General features: G+C 70.9%; 23 protein-coding genes. 15 read left to right on the top strand and 8 right to left on the bottom strand.

Annotation, left to right across the window (positions count from 1 at the left end):
- Nucleotides 1-30: 30 nt before the first annotated feature.
- Nucleotides 31-1,116 carry a guanitoxin biosynthesis L-enduracididine beta-hydroxylase GntD gene (gntD, locus tag AB0B50_RS27415; RefSeq protein WP_362337302.1) on the bottom strand — a complete coding sequence of 362 codons (1,086 nt, stop codon included), beginning with the start codon at nt 1,114-1,116 and terminating at the stop codon, nt 31-33.
- Between the two features lie 304 nt (nt 1,117-1,420).
- Here gntD and AB0B50_RS27410 point away from each other — a divergent pair, with 304 nt between their 5' ends.
- The 5 genes from AB0B50_RS27410 to AB0B50_RS27390 all read left to right on the top strand — a co-directional run bounded on the left by AB0B50_RS27410 (nt 1,421) and on the right by AB0B50_RS27390 (nt 7,297).
- Nucleotides 1,421-1,795 (top strand): ACT domain-containing protein, encoded by a 375-nt coding sequence (locus AB0B50_RS27410; RefSeq protein WP_362337299.1) that lies wholly within the window; start codon nt 1,421-1,423, stop codon nt 1,793-1,795.
- Nucleotides 1,796-1,806: 11 nt separating this feature from the next.
- Nucleotides 1,807-2,979, top strand: coding sequence for a hypothetical protein (locus AB0B50_RS27405; RefSeq protein WP_362337296.1), 1,173 nt, complete (start codon nt 1,807-1,809; stop codon nt 2,977-2,979).
- 95 nt (nt 2,980-3,074) lie between these two features.
- Nucleotides 3,075-4,628, top strand: a complete 1,554-nt coding sequence (locus AB0B50_RS27400; protein ID WP_362337293.1) for a GMC oxidoreductase — start codon at nt 3,075-3,077, stop codon at nt 4,626-4,628.
- Nucleotides 4,625-5,827, top strand: a complete 1,203-nt coding sequence (locus tag AB0B50_RS27395; protein WP_362337290.1) for an MFS transporter — start codon at nt 4,625-4,627, stop codon at nt 5,825-5,827. The genes AB0B50_RS27400 and AB0B50_RS27395 overlap by 4 nt, the downstream gene beginning before the upstream one ends.
- Before the next feature lie 81 nt (nt 5,828-5,908).
- Nucleotides 5,909-7,297 (top strand): glycosyltransferase family 2 protein, encoded by a 1,389-nt coding sequence (locus AB0B50_RS27390; protein WP_362337288.1) that lies wholly within the window; start codon nt 5,909-5,911, stop codon nt 7,295-7,297.
- Between the two features lie 12 nt (nt 7,298-7,309).
- On the opposite strand, the gene AB0B50_RS27385 is transcribed toward AB0B50_RS27390, so the two are convergent.
- Nucleotides 7,310-8,119, bottom strand: a complete 810-nt coding sequence (locus AB0B50_RS27385; RefSeq protein WP_362337285.1) for an NAD(P)H-binding protein — start codon at nt 8,117-8,119, stop codon at nt 7,310-7,312.
- A 131-nt stretch (nt 8,120-8,250) separates the two neighbouring features.
- Here AB0B50_RS27385 and AB0B50_RS27380 point away from each other — a divergent pair, with 131 nt between their 5' ends.
- A complete protein-coding gene (locus AB0B50_RS27380; protein ID WP_362337282.1) occupies nt 8,251-8,667 on the top strand; it encodes a helix-turn-helix domain-containing protein in 417 nt (138 codons plus the stop codon).
- Between the two features lie 112 nt (nt 8,668-8,779).
- Here the strand turns inward: AB0B50_RS27380 and AB0B50_RS27375 are convergent, their stop codons facing one another.
- The 3 genes from AB0B50_RS27375 to AB0B50_RS27365 all read right to left on the bottom strand — a co-directional run bounded on the left by AB0B50_RS27375 (nt 8,780) and on the right by AB0B50_RS27365 (nt 14,868).
- Nucleotides 8,780-11,002: an MMPL family transporter gene (locus tag AB0B50_RS27375; RefSeq protein WP_362337280.1), complete on the bottom strand. Its 2,223-nt coding sequence runs from the start codon at nt 11,000-11,002 to the stop codon at nt 8,780-8,782.
- 310 nt (nt 11,003-11,312) lie between these two features.
- The gene (locus AB0B50_RS27370) at nt 11,313-13,577 is read right to left on the bottom strand and encodes an excinuclease ABC subunit UvrA (RefSeq protein WP_362337277.1); all 2,265 of its coding nucleotides are present in this window, start codon (nt 13,575-13,577) and stop codon (nt 11,313-11,315) included.
- A gap of 133 nt (nt 13,578-13,710) precedes the next feature.
- Nucleotides 13,711-14,868: an epoxide hydrolase family protein gene (locus tag AB0B50_RS27365; RefSeq protein ID WP_362337274.1), complete on the bottom strand. Its 1,158-nt coding sequence runs from the start codon at nt 14,866-14,868 to the stop codon at nt 13,711-13,713.
- A gap of 378 nt (nt 14,869-15,246) precedes the next feature.
- Between AB0B50_RS27365 and AB0B50_RS27360 the strand changes: the two genes are divergently transcribed.
- From AB0B50_RS27360 to AB0B50_RS27340, 5 genes are all read left to right on the top strand, one after another.
- Nucleotides 15,247-16,065 carry an arylamine N-acetyltransferase gene (locus AB0B50_RS27360; RefSeq protein ID WP_362337271.1) on the top strand — a complete coding sequence of 273 codons (819 nt, stop codon included), beginning with the start codon at nt 15,247-15,249 and terminating at the stop codon, nt 16,063-16,065.
- A 167-nt stretch (nt 16,066-16,232) separates the two neighbouring features.
- Nucleotides 16,233-16,709 (top strand): VOC family protein, encoded by a 477-nt coding sequence (locus AB0B50_RS27355; RefSeq protein ID WP_362337268.1) that lies wholly within the window; start codon nt 16,233-16,235, stop codon nt 16,707-16,709.
- Nucleotides 16,710-16,906: 197 nt separating this feature from the next.
- A complete protein-coding gene (locus tag AB0B50_RS27350; protein ID WP_362337265.1) occupies nt 16,907-18,238 on the top strand; it encodes an MFS transporter in 1,332 nt (443 codons plus the stop codon).
- Nucleotides 18,239-18,339: 101 nt separating this feature from the next.
- On the top strand, nt 18,340-19,398 hold the full coding sequence (locus AB0B50_RS27345) for an alpha/beta hydrolase (protein WP_362337262.1): 1,059 nt from the start codon (nt 18,340-18,342) through the stop codon (nt 19,396-19,398).
- 1 nt (nt 19,399) lies between these two features.
- Nucleotides 19,400-21,787, top strand: a complete 2,388-nt coding sequence (locus tag AB0B50_RS27340) for a GMC family oxidoreductase (protein ID WP_362337260.1) — start codon at nt 19,400-19,402, stop codon at nt 21,785-21,787.
- A 61-nt stretch (nt 21,788-21,848) separates the two neighbouring features.
- Here the strand turns inward: AB0B50_RS27340 and AB0B50_RS27335 are convergent, their stop codons facing one another.
- Complete coding sequence (locus tag AB0B50_RS27335) at nt 21,849-22,427, bottom strand: hypothetical protein (RefSeq protein WP_362337257.1); 579 nt, start codon at nt 22,425-22,427, stop codon at nt 21,849-21,851.
- 153 nt (nt 22,428-22,580) lie between these two features.
- Between AB0B50_RS27335 and AB0B50_RS27330 the strand changes: the two genes are divergently transcribed.
- Both AB0B50_RS27330 and AB0B50_RS27325 read left to right on the top strand, forming a co-directional pair.
- Nucleotides 22,581-22,805, top strand: a complete 225-nt coding sequence (locus AB0B50_RS27330; RefSeq protein WP_362337254.1) for a hypothetical protein — start codon at nt 22,581-22,583, stop codon at nt 22,803-22,805.
- Nucleotides 22,802-23,386, top strand: a complete 585-nt coding sequence (locus AB0B50_RS27325; protein WP_362337251.1) for a GNAT family N-acetyltransferase — start codon at nt 22,802-22,804, stop codon at nt 23,384-23,386. The genes AB0B50_RS27330 and AB0B50_RS27325 overlap by 4 nt, the downstream gene beginning before the upstream one ends.
- A 20-nt stretch (nt 23,387-23,406) precedes the next feature.
- Here the strand turns inward: AB0B50_RS27325 and AB0B50_RS27320 are convergent, their stop codons facing one another.
- Entirely contained in the window at nt 23,407-24,144 is a 738-nt protein-coding gene (locus tag AB0B50_RS27320; RefSeq protein WP_362337248.1) for a class I SAM-dependent methyltransferase, read from the bottom strand.
- A gap of 152 nt (nt 24,145-24,296) precedes the next feature.
- On the opposite strand from AB0B50_RS27320, the gene AB0B50_RS27315 reads away from it, so the two are divergent.
- Entirely contained in the window at nt 24,297-25,130 is an 834-nt protein-coding gene (locus AB0B50_RS27315; RefSeq protein ID WP_362337246.1) for a hypothetical protein, read from the top strand.
- A gap of 148 nt (nt 25,131-25,278) precedes the next feature.
- A complete protein-coding gene (locus AB0B50_RS27310; protein WP_362337243.1) occupies nt 25,279-26,124 on the top strand; it encodes a slipin family protein in 846 nt (281 codons plus the stop codon).
- On the opposite strand, the gene AB0B50_RS27305 is transcribed toward AB0B50_RS27310, so the two are convergent.
- Nucleotides 26,008-26,511, bottom strand: coding sequence for a GNAT family N-acetyltransferase (locus AB0B50_RS27305; protein ID WP_362337786.1), 504 nt, complete (start codon nt 26,509-26,511; stop codon nt 26,008-26,010). The genes AB0B50_RS27310 and AB0B50_RS27305 overlap by 117 nt on opposite strands.
- Nucleotides 26,512-26,551: the final 40 nt, after the last annotated feature.

Raw genomic sequence — 26,551 nt, 5'->3', positions numbered from 1 at the left:
TGGGTCGCCCCACCACGGGCCCGCGCGGGGTCAGACCAGCGCCCGGCCGTGGTCGCCGTACCTGCGCCCGCCGGCGCGGCGCAGGTCCGCCGTCACGTTGATACGGCGCAGCCAGCGGTCGGTGCCGTCGTACCGGGCCGTGAAGGGCTTGCGGCCGTGCACCGCGCGCTTGTTGTCGACGATCAGCAACTCACCGGGGGCGAGCGACACGTCGCGCAGGCTCCGGTCGATGCCGGTGATGATCTCCTGGAGCGCGGCGGCGGCCTCGGGCTCCAGGTCGCGCGGCATGAACGCCGGGTCGATGCAGATGTGCGGGGCGTCGCGCTCGCCCGAGAGGACCGCGGTGCGCCGCGGCGCCTCGTTCATCCGCGCGATCTGCTCGAAGGCCCGCGCGGACCAGTCGGATCCCTCGACGCCGGTGGTCTCGGCGTTGAACTGCGCCGTGTGCGACTCGTCGGGAAGGATGACGAACCGCTCCTGGAAGAGAATCTCCCGTGCCCGCTCGGAGAGTTCGATGTCCTGGACGGGCGCGAAGGTCGTCGGCACCTTGTCGTGGTTCCGCAGCCCGAGCAGCATGATCCAGTCGGCCCGCAGCGGGTGGAAGGCGTCCTCGTTGTGCCATTCCAGGTTGACGGTCGAGCTGGAGCCCAGCTGCTGGTGCTCGTGCCCCTTGATCGGGAACAGGTCGAGGACCATGCGGCCGCGCTGCTGGGTGAGGTACGAGACCGGGTCGCCCATCAGCGAGCCGAGCAGCAGCAACAGCGCGCCGGCGCGGGCGGCTTCGCGGCTCGCGGGCTCATCGGTGTACGCGGTCGGCGTCGGACCCGCGAGCGCTTCGTCGATGGGCAGGTTGGAGACGACCATGCCGCCGTACGGCCGCCCGGTCAACCGGAAGCGCGTCAGATTGGCGCGCACCGACTCCGGCACCTCGTGCGCGAGGAGGGCCAGGCGCTCCAGCTGCTGTTCGAGCGGGATCCGCGGGGCGTGGTCGAGGATCTCCTCGGCCATGTCCTTCAACTGGGAGCTCTCGGAGTCCGTCAGTTCGAGGTACGGAACTCCGTCGGCGGCCCGGACCGGCAGATCCGCGGCGATGGGTGGGGCGAAATCGAGTGACACCGAATACCTTCCTCTACGCACTCCCACGAGTGCGGCTCATGAGTGCAGGGTTTGGGCGCGGCGGCGCGAAAAGCGGTGTGCGACGGCACGGAGAGCGATGGCACGGAGAACGATGTGGCGTCGTGCGTTTTCGGCCAGGGCCGCGGCCTGCTGAATTCTGAACGGCGGCGCGTTTCCGAGTCCATCGGATCCGCGTGTCCAGAAGTCGTCAGGTCCGGAACCCGACACCGCTCTCCCCGTTCGGGCCGAGTTTCCTGTGCTCGAATGGGCGGGCACCCGACATGCCGCCGATCCGAGGGCCTCCATGACCGCATCACGTCCGCAATTGCTGGTTCTCCAGGGGCAGTTCCTCGTGGAACGGGCCGACCTTCCGCAGGCGATCGCCGACAACTCCTGGCTGGCGCTCGTACGGGCCCCCGAGGGGCCGACGGTGATCCGCCGGGCCAGGCCGGGCGAGTCGGACGGCACGTGGGCGGCTCTCTACAGCGGGGCCGACCCGCACGGCCTCGACGTCCCCGGCGTGCTCGTCGCACTCCTCACCCCGCTGGCCGCCGCGGACGTCCCGGTGTTCGTCGCGTCCACCTACGACGCCGATGTGGTTCTCGTTCCGTACGCCCGACTCGACGACGCCGTCACCGCGCTGAACGGACATTGCGACGTACGGAGGGAAGAGAAGTGAGGAATCGAGCGGTGCCCAACTCGTCGTACGACAAAGGGGAATTCGTGGAGAAGGACGCGTCCGGCATTCACTTGTCGGCGGTGGTGATGAGCCATCCGCGACGCGCGGAATTGGCCCGGGACATGTGTCTGGCCCATCCCGAACTGGGTCTCACCGTCGTTTCCGATCCCGAACCGGACGGCATTCCGTCGGCCTGGCGCACCGCGCGCCTCGCCTGGCGTTCCGTCGCGCCGGGAGCGACGCATCACCTGGTGCTGCAGGACGACTTGGTGCTCGTCCCGGATTTCGCCACCAGAGTGAGGGAGGCCGTCGCGGCGCGGCCCGAGGACCCACTGTCCCTCTTCGTGGAGTGGGGCTCGCGGACGGCGACCACGGTGCGGATCGCCGCCGCGCACGGCCTCGCGTGGGCCCCGGTCGTCGACGACTACATACCGTGCGCCGCGCTGGTCATGCCGGCGGACGTCGCCCGCGGCTTCGACGCGTTCGCGGCGGCCGAGAGCACGGAGTCCGACCCCGATGACGTCGTGCTCCTGGAGTATCTGGCCCGTTCGGGGCTCACCACCTGGGCGGCCGTGGCCAATCTGGCCCAGCACGACGCGGTGGAGAGCCTGGTGGGCAACACGACCATGGGGCTGCGACGTTCGGTGAACTTCTCGCCGCTGCCCACCCCAGGACCCGCCCTCGGCAACGCGCTCACCAGCGTTCCCGCCGTGCCGTACTACGACTGGTGGAGCCAGCAGGCGACCCTCTTCGTCCCCGACGACAGCACGGTCGACGGGTGGGGCCAGATCCGCTCCGGCCCCGCGCTGGACCGGTGGGGCGTCACTCCGCACGAGGTCGAGGCGGAGCTGGTCGGCGTACTCCCCCAAGTGCCCTCCGTCGCCCGCCTGTTGGACCTGGTCAGCCGCATCGTCGTCTCCGAGATCTGGAAGACGGCCTATCTCATCGGGCTCGTCTCGGGCGACCTGGCCGCATCCGGCGGGACGGAGGCGCCGACCCCCATCGCACCGGGCAGCGCCGCCGCCGAGGCCCTGTCCACCCTTCCCGCGGGCGCGCTGCGCCGTGTGGTGCCCGTCCACCGCCTGGCCGAAGTGGGCGAGTTGCTGACGCCCGTCGTCCTCGCCGGGGTCGCGGCCGGCACCCGCAGGGCGCGGACGGCCGGTGCGGCACCCGCCGAGATGTGACCGGTGGGGCGCCGCGCCCCCCTGCTTCCTTCCCGCCCCTGCCGCCTCCCCGCCCCTCCCCTCTACGTACTCCAGTGCCTCAAGGGATTCCCACCATGCCTGTTCTCCCCCAGTCCCCGCCGCTCTCCGCCGAGCACCACGTGGTCTCGGACCTCGACGACGTCCGCCACCGCGCGTACGACTTCGTGATCGTCGGCGGAGGCGGGACGGCGGCCACGTTCCTCACCGGACTGCTGCGCCGTCGGCCCGACGCGCGCGTCCTCGTCCTGGAGCAGGGGCCGTTCCTGCTCCCCTCCCACGCACAGAACCTCGGGCTCGCCTTCCAGCCCCTGATGGCCTCCGCCTCCGCCTCGCCCTGGCGGGCCGACGGCGACCTCCAGGTCATCCCCCAAGTCCCGTACCTGGGAGGCAGAACGCTGGTCTGGAGCGGCTCGTGCCCGCAGCCGACGCGGCAGCAGCTGGCCGACTGGCCGGACGCGGTGGTGGACGGACTCGCCCCGTACTGGGCGGAGGCCAAGGAACTGCTCGGCGTGCGACCGGCCGGCCGGCTCGGCCCCGAGTACGCGAGGCTGCAGGAGCACATGGCCGCATCGGTCCTCAAAGCCGCACGCTCCTGCGCCGACCTGTCCTACCCGGAGTCCGAGCGGGACCTCGACGCCCCGCTGGCGCAGGGTCCCGTGGCCAGCGGAGCCGTCGACAAGTTCAGCGCCGTCACGCTGCTCCTGCGCGCGAAGGCCGCCCGTCCCGACACGCTCGACATCGTGACGGGCTGCCAAGTGGAGGGCCTCACGTACGAGGACGGCCGGGTCGTCGCGGTCCGCGCCGGCGACACCACACTCGCGGTCGGGGACGCCCAAGTCGTCCTGGCCCTGGGCGCGTTGGAGGCGACCCGCCTGGTGCTCGCGTCGCTCCCCGCCGAGCTGCGGCGCGGCGCGGGAGCCAACTTCGGGGCCAACACGGCCAGTTTCCTCACCTGCCGTCTCCCCCGCGAGGCCTTCCCCGGCCTGAGCGACACCCGCGCGGAGCTGGCCGCCCTGTACGTCGACGGCGCCACCGCCGAGCGCGAGTTCCATCTCCACGTCACGGCGTGCGCGACCACCGACAGGGAGCGGGACCTGGACCGCGTCTACCGGCTGATGCCGGACATGTTCGGGGACGGCACACCACGGCGCGTCAGCGACGAGGAGCACGTGGTGCTTCTCGTGCACGGCCTCGCCCAACTGGCGGGCGACACCGTGTCCGAGGACGCCGGACGCGTCCGCATCGACGAGGACGGCGTCACCGTCGGCACCTACCGTCTCGCGCCCGCCGACCGCGCCGTGTGGGACGCCATGGACGACGCCACCGACCTGGTCCTTCGCCACCTGGCGGGCGACGCGCCCCTGGAGTACTGGTCCCCCGAGGACCGGACCTGGTCGAGCACCCCGCCGGACCGGCGGATGCCCTTCGCCTACCACGAGGCAGGCATGCTCAGGATGGGCGCCACCGCCGACGACTCCGTCACCGACCACCACGGCCGGCTGCACTCCGTCGCGAACGTCCACGTCCTCGGCGGGGCCGCCTTCCCCACCCGCGGTTCGTGGAATCCGTTCCTGACCATGGCGGCCCTGTCGCTGCGCCTCGCCGAGCACCTCGCGGACCCGGCGTGACGACGGCCGAGGCGCACGACCGCACGGACCGTCCCGGGCGCCGCCACGTCCTCGTCACCAAGGTCTGGGTCCTCTCGGGCCTGGTCGCCGTCGCCGACTTCGTCTTCGGTGCCGTGTTCGTGACCGTCATGGGCGACAGCGGTCTGTCCGCCGCGGTGATCGGCGGTCTGCTCGCGAGTACGTCGATCACCTCGCTGCTCCTCGAGGCGCCCAGCGGAGCCTGGGGCGACCGCTACGGCCACAAGCGCCTCGTGGTCGTCGGACTCACGGTGTGGGGCGCCGGTTTCCTGCTCTTCGCACGGGCCACCGGAGCGCTTGCCTTCGGCGCGGCGATCGTGCTGTGGGCGTCGGGGCTCGCGCTGCACTCCGGCGCGGCCCAGGCGCTGCTGGTCAACACCCTCAACGCCGAGGGCGAGGAGGACCGGGGCACCGGTGCCGTCCGCGGGGCCGAGACGATCCGCTGGGCGGCGGCCGCGGTGGGCGCCTGCCTGGTGGCGGCCAGTGCGTGGACGGTGGACACCAGGACCGCCGTCACGTTCGCCGGTCTCGTGCTGCTCGCCGCCGCGCTGTGGGTCGCGCTCAGCTGGCCGGAGTCACCGAAGGGCAACGGCCTCACCGTGTGGCGCTCCCTCGCCTCGGGCATCCGCCTCGTGCTGAGCAAGAAGTGCCGCCTGCTGCTGCTCTTCAGCGTGCTGGCCAGCGTCGACCTCGGCATCATCATCCTCACCTGGCAGCCCGCGGCGAAGACGGTGGCCGGTCTGTCGACCCAGTGGCTCGGCCTGGTCCTCCTCGTCCTGTCCGTCGCGGCGGCCGCCGGTGCCGCGGCGACCCGGTGGGCCTCGCGCGTCGAGCCCGCCCCGCTGCTCGGCCTCCTCCTGCTGGGCCTGAACCTCTCGCTGCTCTGCGCGTCCTCGGGCGGCTTCGGCGCCGGTGTCGCCTACCTCGGGGCGGAGTTCTTCGTCGGCGCGGCCCTGACCACGCTGGCCGTCTGGGGCCAGCAGGTCTTCCCCGACGACCTGCGCGCCACCGCGGCCTCGGTGCTCGGCACCGCCACCGGCATCACCATCGCGCTGACGCACGGCGTCATGGGCTCGCTCTGGGACCGCCTCGGCCTCGTCGAGGCCGTCACGCTCGTCGCCGCCCTGCTCGGGCTCTGCGCCCTGGCGGCCGGAGTCACCCGGCTGTCCTCCCGCTCCTAGCCGGGCGCATTCAACCGGGGCGTCCGCTCGTCCGGTTGAGCACCAGCGGCCCCTTCACCATCAGTCGAACGGATGCACCCCGTGCACACACTCCTTGTCATCGTCTCGTTCAGCGTCCTGGCCGCCATGGCCGCGCGCAACGGCGCCTTCTGGCTGCGGATGTGGCGACAGCCGGCCGTCCTGAAGCGGGAGCGCGCCGAGGTGCGCGCCGCCGCGGCAGCCTCGGATCCCGCCACGCGCCGGGCCCGGGACGCGATCCAACTGCACTACGTCATCCCCGCCTTCCAGGAAGTGGAGTCCCTGGAGAAGACGTTCCTGGCCCTGCGCCAGTCCATCGAGGCGTCCTCCTATCACGCGACGATCACCGTCGTCACCTCGGTCCACGAACCCCACGGCCCCGGCGTCGTGTCCACCCACACCGTGGCTCAGGCGCTCTGCGACCGGTTCGCCGACGCCACCTGCCTGATGGACCGCAGCGACGTGCCGAGCATGGCCGCCGCGTTCAACACGGGCATGCGGGACGTCGCGCGGCGCGGCTCCGGCGACGCCGAACGGACCTACGTCGTCGTCTACAACGGCGACTCCACCGCGGCCCCCGACTCGGTCCAGGCCCTCGGCGACACCTTGGTCGCGCGGTCCTGCCCGGCGGCCGCCCAGATCAACTTCCTCTCCCTGCGCAACGTGGACGAGATCACGGGACCGGGCCGCTGGTACACCGTCGGCGCCGCCTACTACCAGACCCGCTGGGCGTTCGGCTTCGAGTACGACCTGCACCGCCGCAACAGCGCCGCGCACCGCCAGGGCCCGCTCGGTCACTCGTACCACTTGAAGGGCCACGGCCTCGCCCTGCGTCTGGACACCGCGCTCGACGTCGGCGGGTTCAGCACGCAGACACCCTGCGAGGACCTCGAACTCGGCTTCCGTCTGGCACTGCGCCGCGTCCCCGTCCACGTCGTGCCCGTCCTCGAGGACACCGAGCACCCCACGACCGCGGCCGCGGTGACCGCCCAGAAGCGCTACTGGTACTCCGGCATGGTCGACGTGCTGCAGTTCCACTGGCTGCTGCCCGAGTACCGCGCGGCCCAGCCGCTCCGCTTCGAGCTGAGCCGTCTTGCGTCGATCTACCGGAGCGCGGGCTGCTTCCTGCTCGGCCCCGTCCCGTACTGGTTCCTGGTGGCCGCCGCGGTCGTGCTCGGCCAACCCGCCCTGGCCGTGCTGCCGTTCCTCAACGCGGCGCTGTCCGCGTACCTCATCCGCCGGGCGGCGGGAAAGCTCGGCCGCCCGCTGCCGCCGCTGCGCCCCGCCGAGTACGTGCTGCTCCCGGTCGGCATCCTGCTCTGGTCGCTCACGCGCAACATCGGTCCCGTGCAGTACCTCTGGAGCATGGTCCGCTCCTCGGACCGGCAGGGCCGCCTGCGCGCGACCCATCTGAGGCACCTCGACGACGACACCGAGAAGCGGCCGGTGTGAGAACCCCGCCGCTCAGCCGCGCACGGCCCGGACATAGGCCTCGATCGCCGGGCGCGGCTCGCGGCCCAGGAGGGTGCGCAGGGCGTTGTCCCCGATGGCCGTGCCGTCCAGGAAGCCGCCGGTGATCGCCGAGTAGGTGCTCAGGAGCATCGGCACCTGGAAGGACAGCGCCTGGCCCGCGTCGGTGATCGCGGCGCGCGTCGCGGCGAGCGAGTCCGGTTCGTACGAGCCGCCGAGCGCGGCCGCCAACTCGGGCCCGCCCAGGGCGTGTTCGCCGACCAGCTCATAGGTGCGGTCCGCGTGCGCGTCCGGCGCGGTCGCCACGCGTACGGCGACCTCCGCGAGGTCCTCGCGGGCCACCGCGGCAAGGCGTCCCTCGCCCAGCGGCGCGGCGATCGTGCCGTCGGGCCCCGGCGCGGCGATCGCGGCGAGGAACTCCGCGTACAGGCCGTTGCGCAGCACCGTCCAGCGCAGCGAGGAGTCGCTCAGTCTGCGCTCGGTCCAGCGGTGGGCCAGCGCGTAGGTGAGGTGGTCGCCGTCGCCGCTGAGGCTGGTGTAGACGAGGTGGCGCACGCCCGCCTTCTCGGCGGCGGATATCGCGGCGTCGTGGCGGGCGATGACGACGTCGTCCTCGGCGGCCCCCGCGGAGATCATCAGCAGTGTGTCGACGCCGGTGAAGTCCAGGGACGCCGGGTCGTCGAAGTCGACTCGGCGCTCGCCCGGGGCCGGGTTTCGGGTGCCGAGGACGATGTCGTCGTGGTCGGCGAGGCGGGCGGTGACGAGCCGGCCGAGGGCGCCCGTGGCGCCGGTGATCATGAGCATGGGAAGGTTCCCCCGTCGTCGGTGGTTTCCCACGTGGCTCGCCCACGTGGTTCCGCTGCCGTCGCTCCGACGGCCCGCGGCCTGGGAACCATCATGATCGGCGGCGCTCGGCCGCATAAGGAGGCACTTGAATGTCAGCAGGGCACACCGGTGTAACCACCGCCCCGGCCGCTGAACCGGTGATCAGCTGCGAGACACCGCAGGACGAGTGCGGCGTCAGGGACGTCCTGGACCGCCTCGGCGACAAGTGGTCCGTGTACGTGGTGGTCGAACTCGCCGCGGGCGTGCTCAGGTTCAAGGAGTTGCAGCGCCGGATCCACGGCGACATCTCGCAGCGGATGCTGACGCTGACCGTGCGCCGTCTGGAGCGAGACGGTCTGGTCGAGCGGACGGTGCATCCGACGATTCCGCCGCAGGTCGAGTACGAGCTGACCGAGATGGGCCAAAGCCTCACGCACCTGGTCAAGGCGCTCGCCGACTGGTCGATCGACCACCGCCCGGCCATCGCGGCGGCCCGCGCCTCCTACGACGAGGCGCAGGAGGCATAGAGCGGGAGCCGGACATCAAAAGGGTCGGCGGAAAAGACCGAGCGGGCCGGTCGGAACACTCCTCCCACAAAGGGGTGTCCCGTCCGGCCCGCTCCTCGAGAACGGCGGTGCGTCACCTGCCCACAGGTTCTAGCTCCCGCTCGGTCTCGGCGCCGGGCGACACGGTGTCGCCGAGGCTCTTGTGCAGCTTCTCGCCCTCCACGTCCACGTTCGGCAGGAGCTTGTCCAGCCAGCGCGGCAGCCACCACGCGGACTTGCCGAGCAGGGCGAGCACCGCGGGCACGATCGCCATGCGGACCACGAAGGCGTCGAAGAGGACGGCGATGGCCAGACCGAAGCCCATCATCTTGATCATGTCGTCGTTCTCCATGATGAAGCCGGAGAAGACGCTGATCATGATGATCGCGGCCGCGGCCACGACCCGTCCGCCGTGGGTGAAGCCGGTCACGACCGACTCGCCGGGGCGCGCCCCGTGGACGTACGCCTCACGCATCCGCGTCACGAGGAAGACCTCGTAATCCATGGCGAGACCGAAGACCACGCCGATCATGAAGATCGGCATCATGCTCATGATCGGGCCCGGCTGGTCGACGCCCACGATGTCCGCGAGCCAGCCCCACTGGAAGACCGCGACCACGGCGCCGAGCGCGGCGGCCACCGAGAGCAGGAAGCCGAGCGCCGCCTTGAGCGGGACCAGGACCGAGCGGAAGACCAGCATCAGGAGCAGGAAGGCCAGGCCGACGACGAGCCCGAGGTAGGGCAGCAGCGCGTCGTCCAGGGTCTGCGAGAAGTCGATCGTCATCGCGGTCTGGCCGGTGACCAGGATCTCGGAGCCGGTGTCGGCCCCGACGCCGTCGGCGGTCGAGCGGATCGACTTGACCAGTTCCTCGGTCTCGTGGTCGCTCGGCCCGGTCTTCGGGACGACGTTCATGATCGCGGTGTCGCCGGCCTTGTTGGGCGTGGCGGGCGTGACGGCGGCGACGCCGTCGACCTTGGCGATCTGCTCACCGACGGTCTTGGCGGCGCCCGCCACGTCGGAGTCCTTGCTGATGGTGACCATCAGGGGGCCGTTGAAGCCCGCGCCGAAGGACTCGGACAGCATGTCGTAGGCCTTGCGCTGGGTGCTGTCCGGGGCCGCCGTGCCCTCGTCGGGCAGGCCGAGCTCCAGGCTGGTCGCCGGGACGGCCACGGCGCCGAGGCCGACGACGGCGACGAGCAGGACGGCGAGCGGACGGCGCAGCACGAAGCGCGCCCAGCGGGTGCCGAGCTTGGGCTTGGCGTGCGGGTCCAGGAACGCGCCCGCGGGCTTCTTGCGGTCCTTGCGGCGCAGCACCTTGCGACCCGCGAAGCCGAGCAGCGCGGGGATCATGGTGAGCGCGATGAGGACGGCGATCACGACGGTGCCGGCCGCGGCCAGGCCCATCTTGGTGAGGATCGGGATGTTGACGACGGCGAGGCCGGAGAGGGCGACGACGACGGTGAGTCCGGCGAACACCACGGCGGAGCCCGCGGTTCCGGTGGCCCGGCCCGCCGCTTCCTCGGGTTCGCGGCCCTCGGCGATCTCCGCTCGGTAGCGGGAGACGATGAACAGGGCGTAATCGATGCCGACCGCGAGGCCGATCATCATCGCGAGCGTGGAGGTCGTGGCGGACAGGTCGAGGACGCTGCCGAGCGCCGCGATGCCGGAGATGCCGATGCCCACGCCGATGATCGCGGTCAGCAGCGGCATGCCCGCGGCGACCAGCGAGCCGAAGGTGAGGATCAGGACGACCGCGGAGATCGCGATGCCGATGAGCTCGGCACTGCCGCCCATCTCCTGCTCGGCCATGATGGCGTCGCCGCCGGTCTCGACGGTCAGGCCCGCGTCGCGGGTCTGGTCGGTGGCCTTGGTCAGCGCGTCACGCGACTTGTCCGTCAGCTCCATGGCGGCCACCTTGTAGGTGACCGACGCGTAGGCGGTGGTGCCGTCCTTGCTGACGGTCTTCGCCTTGTACGGGTCGGCGACGCTCGCGACCTGCGACGACCCCTTGCCGATGGCCGCGATCATCTTCTCGACCTCGGCCTTGGGCTTGGCCGAGGTGATCTTCTCGCCCTCGGGGGCCCGGATGACGACACGGGCGCTCGCGCCGTCGGCGCTGGCGTCGGGGAAGCGCTTCTCCAGGACGTCGAAGGCCTTCTGCGACTCCGTTCCCGGCATCGAGAAGGTGTCGGAGGGCGGTGCGGGGGCGGCCGAGGCTGCGAAGCCCGCACCGACGAGCAACGCCACCCACAGCAGCGCCACATAGCGGCGCCGCCGGAAGGCGAGGCGGCCTAGTTTGTACAGGAACGTAGCCACGGCGAAAGGGACTCCCGTCGGGTTGGGCAGGCAGGGACGACCCCCTGCCGCGCGATTCGCGCACGTCAGGGGGTCCAGCAGGATGCCTCTCCATCCTCACTGCCGTTCGAAGGACGTAAGTCCGACTGTGAGCCGGACTATCGACCCACGGTCGCTGTACTGCGTCGCGACGAGTGTCATCCCCTGGGATGAGGAGCGATCGCCCCGTCTAGGCCACAAGGAGCAGGCACGTGTCAACAGTTCCTTCGCCATTGGCGCGGAATAGTCGACTCCCTTTCTGCGCGTACCTGCATCGTCCCTGACCTGGGCGTCATCCGGCGACGTACTCCCGCAGGTGTTGTGCCGTGACGGTGTCCGCTTCGGTGACCAGTTGAGCCGGAGTCCCCGTGAAGACGACGCGTCCGCCGTCATGGCCACCACCAGGGCCGAGATCGACAATCCAGTCGGCGTGCGCCATCACGGCCTGGTGGTGCTCGATGACGATCACGGAATTCCCGTCGTCGACCAGCTGGTCGAGAAGGGCCAGGAGCTTGTCCACATCGGCGAGATGGAGGCCGGTGGTCGGCTCGTCGAGGACGTACGTGGAGGACTTCTCCGCCATGTGAATGGCGAGTTTCAGCCGCTGCCGCTCGCCTCCGGAGAGGGTGTTGAGCGGCTGCCCGAGCCGCAGATAGCCGAGTCCGACGTCGGAGAGGCGGCCGAGGATGGTGTGCGCCTGCCCGGAGGGGAAGAAGTCGTGCGCCTCGGCCACCGACATGCCGAGCACCTCACTGATGTCCTTGCCGCGCAGCCGGTAGGTGAGCACCTCGGCGGTGAAGCGCTTGCCCTCGCACTCCTCGCACACGGACGCGACGCCGGCCATCATCGCCAGGTCGGTGTAGATGAGCCCGAGGCCGTTGCACGTGGCGCAGGCCCCTTGTGAATTGGCGCTGAACAGCGCCGCCTTGACGCCGTTGGCCTTGGCGAAGGCGGTGCGGATCGGGCCGAGGAGCCCGGTGTACGTCGCCGGGTTGGAGCGGCGCGAGCCGCGGATCGGCGACTGGTCGGCGACGACCACGCCGTCGCGTCCCGAGACGTAGCCGTGGATCAGCGAGCTCTTGCCGGACCCGGCGACTCCGGTGACCACGGTGAGCACCCCGAGCGGGATGTCGACCTCGACGTCCTTGAGGTTGTGCAGGTCGGCGCCCTTGACGGACAGCTGCCCCTTGGGCGTACGCACCGTCTCACGCAGCCTGGCGCGGTGACCCAGGTGGCGCCCTGTGAGCGTGCCGGAGGCGCGCAGGCCCGCGACGTCGCCGCTGTAGCAGATCTCTCCGCCCGCCTCGCCGGCGCCGGGACCGAGGTCGACGACGTGGTCGGCGATCTCGACGACCTCCGGCTTGTGCTCGACCACGAGCACGGTGTTGCCCTTGTCCCGCAGCCGCAGGAGCAGGTCGTTCATGCGGCGGATGTCGTGCGGGTGCAGGCCGATGGTCGGTTCGTCGAAGACGTACGTCACGTCGGTGATGCTGGAGCCGAGATGGCGGACCATCTTCACGCGCTGGGCCTCTCCGCCGGAGAGCGAGCCCGAGGTGCGGTCCAGGCTGAGGTAGCCGAGCCCGATCTCGACCAGGGAGTCCAGGAGTTCGCCCAGGCTCGCGACCAGCGGGGCGACGGCGGGGTCGTCGAGGCCGCGCACGAACGCGGCCAGGTCCCTGATCTCCATCGCCGAGCACTCGGCGATGTTGCGCCCTTCGATCTTCGAGGAGAGCGCGGCCGCGGCGAGCCGGGTGCCGTCGCAGACCGGGCAGCGGGCGAAGACGACCGCGCGGTCCACGAAGGCCTTGATGTGCGACTGGAGGGATTCGCGGTCCTTGGCGAGCCAGGTCCGCTGCATCTTGGGGACCAGGCCTTCGTACGTGAAGCCGTTGGAGCCGACCTTCACCTTGACCGGGCCCTTGTGGAGGAGGTCGGCCCACTCCTGCTCGGTGAAGTCCTTGAGCTTCTTGTCGGGGTCGTGGAAACCGGAGTTGACCATGATCTGCCAGCTCCAGGAGTCCACCGCGTAGTACGGGACGGTGATCGCGCCCTCGTTCAGGGAGAGTTCGCGGTCCACCAGCTGGTCGACGTCGACGGTGGAGACCTCGCCGGTGCCCTCGCACTCGGGGCACATGCCGTCGGGGAGGTTGAAGCTGAAGGCGCCCGAGGTGCCGATACGGGGCTCGCCGAGGCGGCTGAAGATGATCCGCAGCATGGTGTACGCGTCGGTGGCGGTGCCCACCGTGGAGCGCGAGTTGGCGCCCATCCGCTCCTGGTCGACGACGATGGCCGCGCTCAGATTGCGCAGCGCGTCGACGTCGGGCCGGCCGAGGCTCGGCATGAACGACTGGATGAAGGCCGTGTACGTCTCGTTGATCAGGCGCTGGGACTCGGCAGCGATGGTGCCGAACACCAGCGAGGACTTCCCGGACCCCGAGACCCCGGTGAAGACGGTGAGCCGCCGCTTGGGGAGGTCGACGGAGACGTCCCGCAAGTTGTTCTCGCGAGCTCCACGGACCTGGATGACGTTGTGACTGTCGGCGGGTATGGCCTGCACTGAGCTCTCCTTGATCAGAGTCGGGCGACGAGAAAAGCGTACACCGTACCCAGTGCGGTGACGGACCAATTTCGAACATGCGAACGCCCCCGTGGTCGGTGACCGCGGGGGCGTCGCGCAGGTGAAAGGGTGATCAGCCCGCAGACCTCAACGGGCGGAAGAATTCCCGAAGTTCACGTGCGACCTGATCGGGCTCCTCGTGCGCCATGAAGTGACCGCCGTTGCGCGGGGTGCTCCAGTGGCGCAGATCCGTGAAGACGCGCTCGGCGAGGCTCTTCGGATAGTGCGCGAACGCGGGTTCATGGCTGAGGGTGACGGCCCCGGGCACGGTGATGGGCGGCACCGGCGTGTTGTGGCATACGTAGTCGTAGTACTGCCGGAAGGACGAGCCGATGCTGCCGGTGGCCCAGTACAGGGTCGCGACGGTCAGCAGGGTGTCCTTGTCCCAACGGGTCTCGAGGTCCCCGTCGCAGTCGCTCCAGTCGCGGTACTTGTCGATGATCCAGGCGAGCAGTCCCGCCGGGGAGTCCCGCAGCGCGGCGGCGATCGTGTCCGGCCGGGTGCACATGATCTCGCTGTAGCCCTGGTCGTCGGCGTCGTACGCGTCGAGGTGGTCGAGGTAGGCCTGCTCCTCGGCGGTCGGCGGCCGCTCATCGAAGTCGGCGGAGACCACGGCGGAGGTGATGTGCACGCCGGCGACCTCACCGGGGTGGAGCGCGCCGAGCCACTGGGTGACGCCTCCCCCGATGTCCCCGCCGAAGGCGCCGAAGCGTCGGTACCCGAGGGTCCGCGTCATCAGCTCGTGCCAGATCCCGGCGACGCCCCTGCGGGTAAAGGGCCCCTTGGGCAGCTCGGAGTGGAGGAAGCCGGGCAGCGAGGGCACGACCACGTCGAAGGCGTCGGCGGGATCGCCGCCGTGGCTGCCCGGGTCGGCGAGCCGCCGGGCCAGCGGCAGCATCTCGACGTAGGAGCTCGGCCAGCCGTGGCTCAGGACCAGCGGCAGCGGAGCCGCGGCTCCCTCCGGCCGCGCCCCGCGCAGATGCACGAAGTGCACGCGGGCGCCCGCGACCTCGGCGGTGCGGTGCGGGAAGGAGTTGAGCGCGGCCTCGGCGGCGCGCCAGTCGAAGCCGTCCGCCCAGTAGGAGACGAGGCGGCGCAGGTGGCCGGGGTCGGTGCCGGCCGCCCAGTAGGTGGGGTCGGATGCCTCGGTGAAGAGGGTGCGCCGAAGACGCGTACGCAGGTCGTCGAGGATGTCGTCGGAGACGGAGACCTGGAAGGGCGTGATGGTCACGGGGGGGCGGATCCTTCGCTCAGGAGAAAGCTGTCGCGGTGCGTGGGCGCTCCTGGGCGGTGGCGTCTGCCGAATACGCGACGTGCGGCGTGCGACGTCAGACGCGGGCTGCGGCCAGGAGGGCCCGGACGGGGTGCTGCGTGGCCATCGGGCTCACCTCCTTGCTCTCGTGTCGCGCGACACCGATGTGGCGTGCGCTTCTGCCGTGACTATACACATGTACTGCCGTGCGTCACCCGGGAATTGACGCGCGGGATGGCCGTGACGTGCGGGTTCGGCGCACCGGACCGCTGGGGCCCCGGTCCTGGGACCGAGGTCCGGTGCGGGCGCCGTCGGTGGTCCCTCGCCACGGCACTGATCACGGACCACACTGATCACATGGATACCGAGAAGATCATGGACGACCGGACCGCCGTCGACACCGACCAGATCGATGCCTACCTGCGGCACATCGGCGCCGCGCGCCCCACCGCCCCCACCACGCAGGCCCTGCGGGACCTGCACCTGGCGCATGTGCGCGGCGTCCCCTTCGAGAACCTCTCGATCCACCTCGGCGAGGACATCGCCCTCACCGACGAGGCCCTGGTCTCCAAGGTCGTGGACGCGCACAGAGGCGGCTTCTGCTACGAACTCAACGGCGCGTTCGCCGCACTCCTGACGGCTCTCGGCTTCGACGTCGCGATGGTGCAGGCCCGGGTGTACGACGACCGGGGCTGCCTCGGCATCCCCTTCGACCACATGGCCCTGCGCGTGCGCACCGAGGACGGCGGCGACTGGCTCGCGGACGTCGGCTTCGGCGCCCACAGCCACCTGCCGCTCGCCTTCGGCGACCGGGGCGAACAGCCCGATCCCGGTGGCACGTTCCGCCTCACGGAGACTTCGGAGGGCGACCTGGAGCTCACCAAGGACGGCGCGAAGCAGTATCTGGTCGACCAACGCCCGCGCGCGCTGGCCGACTTCAAGGTCGGCGCCTGGTACCACCGCACCTCCCCCGATTCCCACTTCACCAAGTCCCTGGTCTGCTCGATCGTCACCGAGGAGGGCCGGGTCACCCTCAGCGGACGCAAGCTCGTCGTGACCGCGGGCGAGGAGAAGACGACCACCGAGCTGGCCACGGAGGCAGAGGTCCTGGAGGCCTACGACCGGTACTTCCGCATCGCGCTGCGACAGGAGCCGCAGGTCCGCACGGCCGGGTGACGGGGTGACCGGGTGACCGGGTGACCGGGTGGCCGGGTGGCCGGGTGGCCAACCTGTGCGATCCGGCTGCCGTGTGGCGATGAGTTCCGGGCGGTGCGACGGTCCACATAGGCAGACGTCCACGCGGGCGGACGCAGGTGTCCGCATCGGCAGACAGGGAGAGCGCCATGCCCAGGATCACCCCCAACCTCTGGTTCGACACGCAGAGCGAGGAGGCCGCGCAGTTCTACGTCTCGGTCTTCCCGAACTCGCGGATCAAGCACGTCTCGTACTACGGAGAGAACGCCCCACGCCCGGCCGGCACCGTCCTGACCGTGGACTTCGAGCTCGACGGCCAGCCGTACACGGCGATCAACGGCGGCCCGGAGTTCACCTTCGACGAGGCGGTCTCCTTCCAGATCGACTGCGCCGACCAGGCGGAGGTCGACCACTACTGGACGAAGCTCTCCGAGGGCGGCGAGGAGGGCCCCTGCGGCTGGCTCAAAGACCGGTACGGCCTGTCCTGGCAGGTGGTGCCCACCATGCTCGGTGAGCTCATCACCGGCCCGGACGCGGACCGCGCCCAGCGCGCGATGCAGGCGATGTTCGGCATGAAGAAGCTGGACGTGGCCGCGCTCCAGGCGGCGGCCGACGGCAAGGAGTAGCCGAGCCTGGGCCTGAGCCAGGGCCTGGACCTGAGCCTGAGCCTGAGCCAAGGCTCTGGCCCTGGCCCTGGCCCGGAGAGGCCCGAAGTGGCACACAGCCGCGGGCCGCGATTGGCCCACTCGCTCCCCGTAGCGGCTGAATACCGTCGACGCGTCAGTCCAGGGACGGCCGCACGGCCGCCGAATCGGGGAGCGTCGTGTCGATCCGTATCCTTCCGCCGCGGGGAGCCCCCCGCGTCCTCGCCGCCGCGCAGCTGAGCAACTCCCTCGGGGACGGCGCGTACTACGTGTCGTCGGCGCTCTACTTCACCCGCGTCGTCGGGCTCTCCCCCACCCAGATCGGGCTCGGCCTCACGGTGGCCTGGGCGATCGGGTCCGTGGCGGGCGTGCCGCTGGGCGCGCTCGCCGACCGCCACGGGCCGCGCGGCACGTCGGTGCTGCTCGCCCTGGCCACCGGGGCGGCCGTCGGGTCGTTCCTCTTCATCCGTTCCTTCCCGCTGTTCCTCGTGGCGGCGATCCTCTACGCCGTCGCGCAGTGCGGCCTCGCCGCGGCTCGGCAGGCCCTGCTCGCCGGGCTCGTGGCACCGGCGGAGCGCACGGCGGTGCTCGCGCATCTGCAGTCCACGCTCAACGCCGGGCTCGCGGTCGGCGCGGCCCTCGGCGGCCTGGCCCTGCGGTACGACACGGCCGAGGCCTACCGCGCGGTGTTCGCCCTGGACGCGGTGGGCTTCCTGCTCTGCGCCGCGGTGCTGCTGCGGCTGCCCGTGGTGGCGCGGGCCTCGGCGGCGCACGGTGCGGGCGGGCCTCGCCTCGCGGTGCTCCGCGACCGCCCCTACGCGGTGGTCACGCTCCTCAACGCGGTCCTGCTGCTGCGGATGCCGCTGCTCAGCCTCGCCATTCCGCTGTGGACGGTGGAGCGCACCGACGCCCCGGGGTGGCTGGTCTCGGCGCTGTTCGTCCTCAACACCCTTGCCGTGATGGCATTTCAGGTGCGGATGGCCCGGGGCGTCACCGGCCTGGCGTCGGCCTCGCGGGCCGTACGCCGCTCCGGCGCCGTCATGTTCGCCTCGTGCGTGGTCTTCGCGGTGTCGGCGGCGGGCCTCTCTCCCTGGGCGGCGGCCGCGGTCCTTCTCATCGGGGCCGCCCTTCAGGTGATCGCCGAGATGCAGCAGTCCGCGGGGTCGTGGCAGATCGGCTTCGCACTGGCGCCCGCGCACCAAGTCGGCCAGTACCAGGGCTTCTTCGGCACCGGCGTCCCGGTCGCGCGCACCCTCGGCCCGCTCCTGCTGACCTGGCTCCTGGTGGTGTGGGGCGTGCCGGGCTGGCTGCTGCTTGCCGCGCTGTTCCTGGGGGCGTCCCTGGCGATGGGGCCCGCCGTGCGGTGGGCGGAGCGGGTGGAGCGGGTGGAGCGGGTGGAGCGAGCGGGGGTCTCATACCAGCGAGTTACATCCCGGGTACCTCACTGGTTGGAACAGCCGTCGCGCTACAGCCAGGGGCCTAGGGACACATCAACCGCCCGTCGGATGTGATCACTTGGCCGACACGCCTACCGTTTCCACTCTGCCGAAGCGCAACGCGGAGACGGGGGCCTGTCATGCGGCACGGCATCGCGCGGCACACACTCGACGGGGTGCCTGATGCACAGATCTCGACACACCCGTTCACCACGGCGGACGGATTGGCCTTGAACCTGACCCGCTTCCAGCGGGGCGAGGGTGACGACGTCGTCCTCCTGATGCACGGCCTGACCGCGTCGAGCGACCTGTTCATCATGCCCGAGCACTACAACATGGCGACCTACCTCCTGGACCACGGGTTCCCCGATGTGTGGACGGTCGACTTCCGGATGAGCAACAGGTATCCGTACAACACGGAACCCGCGGACGCCTCGGTCGACGACGTCGTTCACTACGACCACCCGGCCATGCTGGCCGAACTGCGTCGGCACGTCGGGCAGCGGCGCATCCATGTCGTCGCCCACTGCCTCGGCTCCGCGTCGTTCGCCATGAGCCTGGCCGCGGGCACGGTCACGGGAATCACCAGCATGGTCGCGCAGAGCGTGGGTCTGGTCGTCAAGGTGCCGGGCTGGTCCCGGTGGAAGCTCGAACTCGCCCCGACGGTGTTCGAGCACGTCCTTGGGATGTCGGCCCTCGACCCCAGGATGGGCGCCTCGGCCCGTTTCACTCGCTCCTGGGCCCTGTCGAAACTGGTGTCGCTCGGGCACCCGGAGTGCGACAACTCCGCGTGCCACCTGGTGAGTCTGATGTGGGGGGCAGGTTGGCCCGCCCTCTACAGCCACGCCAACCTGGAGCCGGAGACGCACGACAGGATCGCCGATCTGCTGGGCCCCACGGGCCTGCACTACTACCGGCACATCCGCAAGATGGTGCGGGCGGGGCACGCGGTGAAGTACGCCCCTGAGGACCGCCGCCATGCGGCGTTGCCCGACGACTACCTCGCGAACGCCGCCGACATCAGCACCTCGATCCTCTTCATGACCGGTGAGAACAACCACGTCTTCGGCGACTCCAACGTCGAATGTCACCGCGTGCTCTCCCAGGAAGCCCCCGGTCGGCACGAGTTGGCGGTGCTTCCCGGCTACGGCTACGTCGACCCGATCATCGGGAAGAGGGCGCACCTGGACGTCTTCCCGCTGATCGTGGACTTCTTCCAGCGGCGGGCGGTCTGACATGGTCCGGGACAGGACAGCGGCGACCGAGCACGTGGACGTCCTGGTCGTCGGCTCGGGGTTCGGCGGTTCGACCGCCGCCTACCGCCTGGCGCAGGCAGGTCTCGGCGTGGTGGTGATGGAGCGCGGCCGGGACTATCCACCGGGCAGCTTCGCCCGCACACCCGCCCAGGCGGCCCGTGCGTTCTGGGCGCCCGAGGCCGGTTCTCACGGCTTGTTCGACGTGCGGGGCTTCCGCCACTTCGACTCGGTCGTCGCCAGCGGCCTCGGCGGCGGTTCCCTCATCTACGCCAACGTGCTGCTGCGCAAGGACGAGCACTGGTTCGTCGACCGGCAGGCGCTGCCCGGCGGCGGCTACGAATCCTGGCCCGTGACCCGTGCGGACCTCGACCCCCACTACGACGCGGTCGAGCGGGTGTTGGCCCCCACGCCCTACCCCCTGGACCACCCCGGATACGACGACGTGCCCAAGGTCCGGGCGATGCGCACCGCGGCCGACCGGCTGGGCCTGGAGCACTTCCTCCCCCCGCTCGCCGTCAGCTTCGCGCCCGAGCCCGGCGCTCGGCCCGGCATCGGCCTGCCGATCAGCGAACCGGACGGCGGGAACCTTCATGGGGCCGCCCGCCGGACGTGCCGACTGTGCGGGGAATGCAACATCGGCTGCAACGAAGGGGCCAAGAACAGCCTCGACTTCACCTACCTCTCGGCCGCCCGACAGCACGGCGCCGATCTGCGGACGGGGCACGAGGTACGCGCGATCCGCCCCGCTCCCCACGGCGGGTACGAGGTCGACTACGTGCGGCACGGTCTCGACCGGGAAGGCCCGCCCGCCGACCGGGTCCCGGTCCGCACCCTCAGCTGCGACCGACTGGTCCTCGCCGCCGGCACGTACGGCACCTCGTACCTCCTGCTGCGCAGCCGTCGGGACCTCCCGGGCATCGGAGAAGCTCTCGGAACGCGTTTCTCCGGCAACGGCGACATCCTGTCGTTCGCCGTCCGCACCAAGGACGGTGACGGGAGCCGTCCGTCCAGCGTGGACCCGAGCCGTGGCCCGGTCATCACCAGCACCATCCGGCTGCCCGACGAACTCGACGGGCAGGACCACTCCGGCTTCGCGCCGTCGGGACGGGGCGCCTACATCCAGGACGGAGGTTATCCGGCCTTCGTCGGCTGGCTGGTCGAGGCGGCCGCGCTGCCCCGGGACGCGGGGCGGGCGGGACGTTTCCTGCTCCGGCAGTTCGCCGCGCACACCGTGGGTGACCCGGGCGTCATGTCCGCGTCGCTCCCCGGCCTGCTCGCCGACGGCGCCTTGTCGGACTCCTCCCTGCCGCTGCTCGGCATGGGCCGGGACACACCGGACGGAATGCTGGTGCTGCGGCGCGGCGCCCTGGATGCCGAGTGGTCCACGGCCGGCAGCGCTCAGCACTACGCACGGCTACGAGCGGCCCTGCGTGCCGTCTCCGAAGCTCTCGGCGGACGCTACGCGGACAGCCCGCACTGGCTGCTCAAGCGGATCATCACCGTCCACCCCTGCGGCGGGGCGCCCATGGGCAGGAGTCGGGCGGAGGGCGTCTGCGACGGGTTCGGAGAGGTCCACGGCCATCCCGGTCTGTACGTCATGGACGCCGCGGCGCTGCCGGGCCCCGTCGGCACCAACCCCGCCCTGACCGTGGCCGCGCTGGCCGACCGGGCCTGCACGCGGCTGCTGGAGAAGCGTGATTCCGACCTGCCCGCCCGGTCCGGCGTACGCTCACAGGCTCGGCACACGTACACACAGCACAACTCGGTGCAGTTCACCGAGACGTTGAAGGGCTCCTGCACGATGGGGCTGAGTGATCCGCGTGCCGCCCGGCGCTCCCCGACACGCGAACCGCTCCGCGCCCGGCTCACCATCACCATCGACGACATCGACGACTTCTTGGCGCGGCCCGAGCATCCCGCCCGCGCCGACGGCTGGATCGAGGCGCGCGGCCTTGGCGGACGGCGTCCGGTGACCGGCGGCGAGTTCCATTTCTTCGGCGCCGGCCGGACACCGGACCGTCGTGAGCTGCGGTACCGGCTGTTCCTCACCGACGGCACGGGCAGCGCCCGCACCCTGATCGGCGTCAAGGACCTCGCTCCCGCGGGCCTCACCAGGTTGTGGCCGGCGACGACCACGTTGCCGTACGTCCTCCTGGAGGGTCACCTGGCTCGGGCCGAGGAGCACGCGGCGGACATCCTCGCCGCCGGGACCCTGCACATCTCCCTGCCCGATTTCCTCCGTCAGCTCACGACCTTCCGTACGACGGGCCCGAGTTCCGCGGCGACACTCGCCCGCTTCCACGCCTTCTTCCTGGATGAACTGCGCCGGATCTACTGGCCGCTCAAGCGGCCCCGCTCGCGGTCGTGAGGGTCTGCGGGTTCACCCGCTTGGGACGTAGGCGGATTCACCCGCGTGGGAAGCGGCGTCGTCAGCTGACGATCTGGTCCCCGTCGGGCACGTCCTCGACCGTGACGACGCTCCGGGACAGCCCAAGTCCCAGCGACACCGCCTGGGCGATCCCGTCCAGGTCCTGGCCTGTCGGTACCGGCACCCGCTCCCCCTCGCCGTAGCTCTCGATCGCCTTCACGAAATAGCTCGGGTGCCAGGCGCCCACGGCTCCTCTGACCTCTACCGCGGTCACGGAGCGGCTGCCGACAAGGCCTTTGAGTGAGGACAGAATCTCGTCGGAACGCAGTTCACCCGGTACTTGGAACAGGCTGGCGTGCGCACCGACGAGGCCGCCGTCCCGCAGACGCACGGTCACCGTGAGGCAACTGGTGACGCTCGGATACGTGATCACACCGCCCGGCGCCACCTCCTTGACCTGCCCTTCGGTGACGGTCGCCGTGGCGGGCACCGCCGGGCCGCTCACCGCGCGCGGCTCCGCACCGACGGGCTCCTGGGCCTGGGCCTGGGACACGGTGCCGAGGCCGAGTTGCAGCGCCAGCAGCGCCGCCGACAAAACCACGGCTCGACGCGCGGGGTGGGCAGGCTGGTTCGATATCACGGGCTCTTCTCCTGAAGTTCGATCACTGTGGCTCACTTCCTGTAGGGAATTGTGGCCGAAAGTCTCTTGGCGGCCTTCCCTCCTCTTGCGGCCGCACCCGTGGCATGTCGTCGTCAAGACCACTGCAGTCGCCTGGGCCTCAGGTGGGGACAGATGAACGGCGGACGGATGCAAGAGCAGGCGGAACAGCAGTACCGCGAAGCCGCCGAGGGCAGCGACCTGGACGCGATGATCCAGCTGGGGTGGCTGTTACAGCTGCGGGAGGAGCGCTCCGAGGCCGAGCGCTGGAGCCGGCAGGCCGCTGATGCGGGGTACGCGCACGCGATGGGACTTGGAGAGGCTGTTGAGACGGAAGTGAGGGGACAATGCCTCTCATGAACGCGCCATCCACGCTGTCCGCCACGGAGATCGCCACCGACCGCCTCCGCCTCCGGAAGGCGCGCGACGCCGACATCGACGGCCTCATCGCGCTCCGGACCGACCCACAGGTCCGGGCCCACCTCGGCGGCCCGCGCCCCCGTGAAGCCGTCGAGCAGTACTTCGAAGCCAACGGCATCAGCGCCATTGCCGACAGGCCCGGTACCTACGTCATCGCCGACAAGGAGACCGACCGGCTCGTCGGGACACTCGTACTGGACCGCCGTTCCGCCGATCTCCCCGGTCACGTCACCGAAGAGGGCGCGGAGCTGGAGCTGACCTATCTGCTCGGGCGCGGCAGTTGGGGTTCGGGGCTGGCATTCGAGGCCGCGAAGGCCGCGTTGTGCGCCGCCGCCGACGAGCTGCCCGACCAGCCGGTCCTGGTCGTGACACAGACGGCCAACGAGCGTTCGCTCAAGCTGGCCACGCGCCTCGGCTTCCAGCGCGTGGGCACCTTCGAGGCCTATGCCGCGGAGCAGACCCTCGCCGCGGCCGACCTCCACTCCTTCAAGGCCACGGCCTCGGCTCCCCGACCCCGCTGAGAGTGGGCGACGGCGCTTTCCTACGCCCTCTCCGCCTTCCGGGCCACCACCAGACGCCAGCGAGGACTGCCGTCGGGGCGCCGTCCGAACTCCTCCAGGGGCAGCAGGCGCACGTCGAAACCGGCGTCGGCGAGATCATCGCGCACACCGCCCAGCGGAAAGGTGCGGTAGTACATGACGAACCGCGGCCGCCGGAGCAGGTTCCGCACGCGCATCGTCCCGTCGAAGCCGAGCATCGCCCAGTACCAGGGGGAACTCAGCGGCTGCGGCGCGCCGATCGGGAACGCGAAGAGACCGCCGGGGCGCAGCGACCGGTGGACGCCCGCGAACAGCGCGGGCCGCTCGGCCGGCAGGAAGTGACCGAACGCCCCGAAGCTGACGGCCAGATCGAACCCTTCGGCGAACGGCAGAGCGCGGGCGTCGGCCCGCACCCACTCGACCGCGGGCCCCTCCTGCCGCCCCGGCACCCCGGCCGCGGCGGCCGCCAGCATCCCCGCGCTGAAGTCCACGCCGGTGACCCGCTCGCGGCACAGCGGCAGCAGCGTCTCGACGCCGGCGCCGGTTCCGCAGCACACGTCGAGGCCCGCGCCGAAGGGGCCGAGCGGACGCAAGGCTTCGGCCGTCGCCGCCAGGAATCGGCCAGGCGTACGGAACGGCGTGTGGTCGAACTTGGGGGCGAGCAGGTCGTACCCGTGCTCGGTGGAGGAGAGCGCCTGAACGGCCAGCTCGCGCAGCGTGGGACCCTGGGAGGTGAACATCGGCTCCAGGGTAGCCAGCGGGACGGCCGCGGGGACGCCGCGGCCGGGTGGTGCCGTGGCCGGTTACCGCCACGAGGTCTACCGGGGGTGGCAGGGGTCGGGTAGAGGTGCACGTCTGCCCCAGACCCGTTCCTCACTCCCGGAGGTGCCCCATGGCCACAGACCGGCACAGGACAAGGACCGCATCGGGCAAGACCCGGTTCGACGACATCTACGACCGGCCCGACCCGCGCGCCTACTTCCGCACCCTGGCTCCCTACGCGTACGAGATCCCGCACCACGCCCAGGCCGTCTTCCGCCGCACGCGCGAGCTGTGCGCCCAGGTCCCCGGCAGCGAGGGCCCCGTGACGGTCCTCGACGTCTGCTGCTCGTACGGAATCAACGCGGCGCTGCTCAACCACGACCTCACGCTGGAGGACCTGTACGCGCACTACACCTCCGCCGAGGCCGCCGCGCTCACGCCCGCCGAACTCCTGGAGCGCGACAAGGAGTTCTACGCCTCGCGGCGGCGCGCCGACGCCACCCCGGTCATCGGCCTGGACATGGCCGAGAACGCCACCCGCTACGCACTGGACGCGGGTCTGCTGGACGAGGCGTACGCGGAGAACCTGGAACGGCACCCGCCCAGCCCCCGGCTGCGCCGCGCGGTCGCCCGCACCGGTCTGTTCACGGTCACCGGGGGTATCGGCTACATCTCGCACCGCACGTTCGACGCACTGCTCGACTGCACGCGGGGCCCTGTGTGGGTCAGCGCGTTCGTGCTGCGCACAGTGCCCTACCGGCGCATCGTCGAGACCCTCGCGGCGCACGGCCTCGTCACCGCCATGGATCCCGCGCGGACCTATCCGCAGCGCCTGTTCACCAGCCCCGAGGAGCGGCGTGAGGCCGTCCGGCAGGTGATCCTGGCCGGTGAGGACCCCACCGGACACGAGTCGGAGGGCCGCTACTACACGCACCTTTACGAGTCGCGGCCGCGCACGGACTGACCTCGGCGGCACCCGACCGGACTCGGTGGCACGGACCGGACTCGGTGGCACGGACGGATCCCGAGAGAGAGGCTCCAAGGGCTCGACCGATGGACATCTCCAGGCATATCGTGAAATGAGTGGCTGACTCGGACGTCAGGGGGTCGCCATGGTCCAGGAGCTGCTGACAGCAGGCGCCGCGGTCGCCTCGGGCTGTCTCGTGTACGCGATGGCGGCGGCCCGCGTGATCAAGCAGTACGAGCGCGGCGTGGTCTTCCGCCTCGGCCGGCTCTCGGGCACGGTGCGCGGGCCCGGCTTCACCATGGTGGTCCCCGGCGTCGACCGGATGCGCAAGGTGAACATGCAGATCGTGACGATGCCGGTGCCCGCGCAGGACGGCATCACGCGCGACAACGTCACGGTGCGGGTGGACGCGGTCATCTACTTCAAGGTCGTCGACGCCGCCGAGGCGGTGGTGCAGGTGGAGGACTACCGCTTCGCCGTCTCGCAGATGGCGCAGACCTCGCTGCGCTCGATCATCGGCAAGAGCGACCTGGACGACCTGCTGTCCAACCGCGAAAAGCTCAACCAGGGCCTGGAGTTGATGATCGACAGCCCGGCGATCGGCTGGGGCGTGCAGATCGACCGCGTCGAGATCAAGGACGTCTCCCTGCCCGAGACCATGAAACGGTCCATGGCCCGCCAGGCCGAGGCCGACCGCGAGCGCCGCGCCCGCGTCATCAACGCCGACGCCGAACTCCAGGCCTCCAAGAAACTCGCCGAGGCCGCCCACGAGATGTCGGAGGAACCCGCCGCCCTCCAACTGCGGCTCCTGCAGACCGTGGTGGCCGTCGCCGCCGAGAAGAACTCCACCCTCGTCCTGCCCTTCCCCGTCGAGCTACTCCGCTTCCTGGAGCGGGCCACCGAACGTCAGGGTGTAGCGGGTCCCCGGGCGGCCGTCGAGCACGATGTCCCCGACGGGCACGAAGCCGGTACGAGTGAGCACCGCGTGTGATCCGGGGTTGTCGTGCGTCGTCTCGGCGCGCAGCCCGGTCAGGCCGTACGCGGTGACGGCAAGATCGCACACCTGCCGCACGGCACGGGTGGCCAGGCCGCGCCCCGAGGCCTTCTCCGCGATGCGGTAGCCCAACTCGGCGACGCCGTCCGTCACGTCGATCAGGTTGACCCGCCCGAGGATCTCGCCCCCGTCGCCCACCAGCACGTGGAAGAAGCAGACACCATCGGCCTGCTCGGCGAGGAGCGCTTCGTGCCGCGCGGCGAAGTCGCGGAAGTACGCGTCGCCCCGGTCGGGCACCGACGCGGCGAAGTGGGTGCGGTTCGCCTCCTCGAAGGCGAGCAGCGCGGGCGCGTGATCGGCGCGCAGAAGCTGGAGTTGCGGGATGACGGCGGGTGCGGACATGGCAGAACCCTACGCAGCGGCC

Source organism: Streptomyces sp. NPDC041068, assembly GCF_040647455.1.
Classification (GTDB): Bacteria; Actinomycetota; Actinomycetes; order Streptomycetales; family Streptomycetaceae; genus Streptomyces.
Note: the sequence above shows the minus strand (reverse complement) of the source record. Positions and strands in the feature narration are given on the sequence as shown.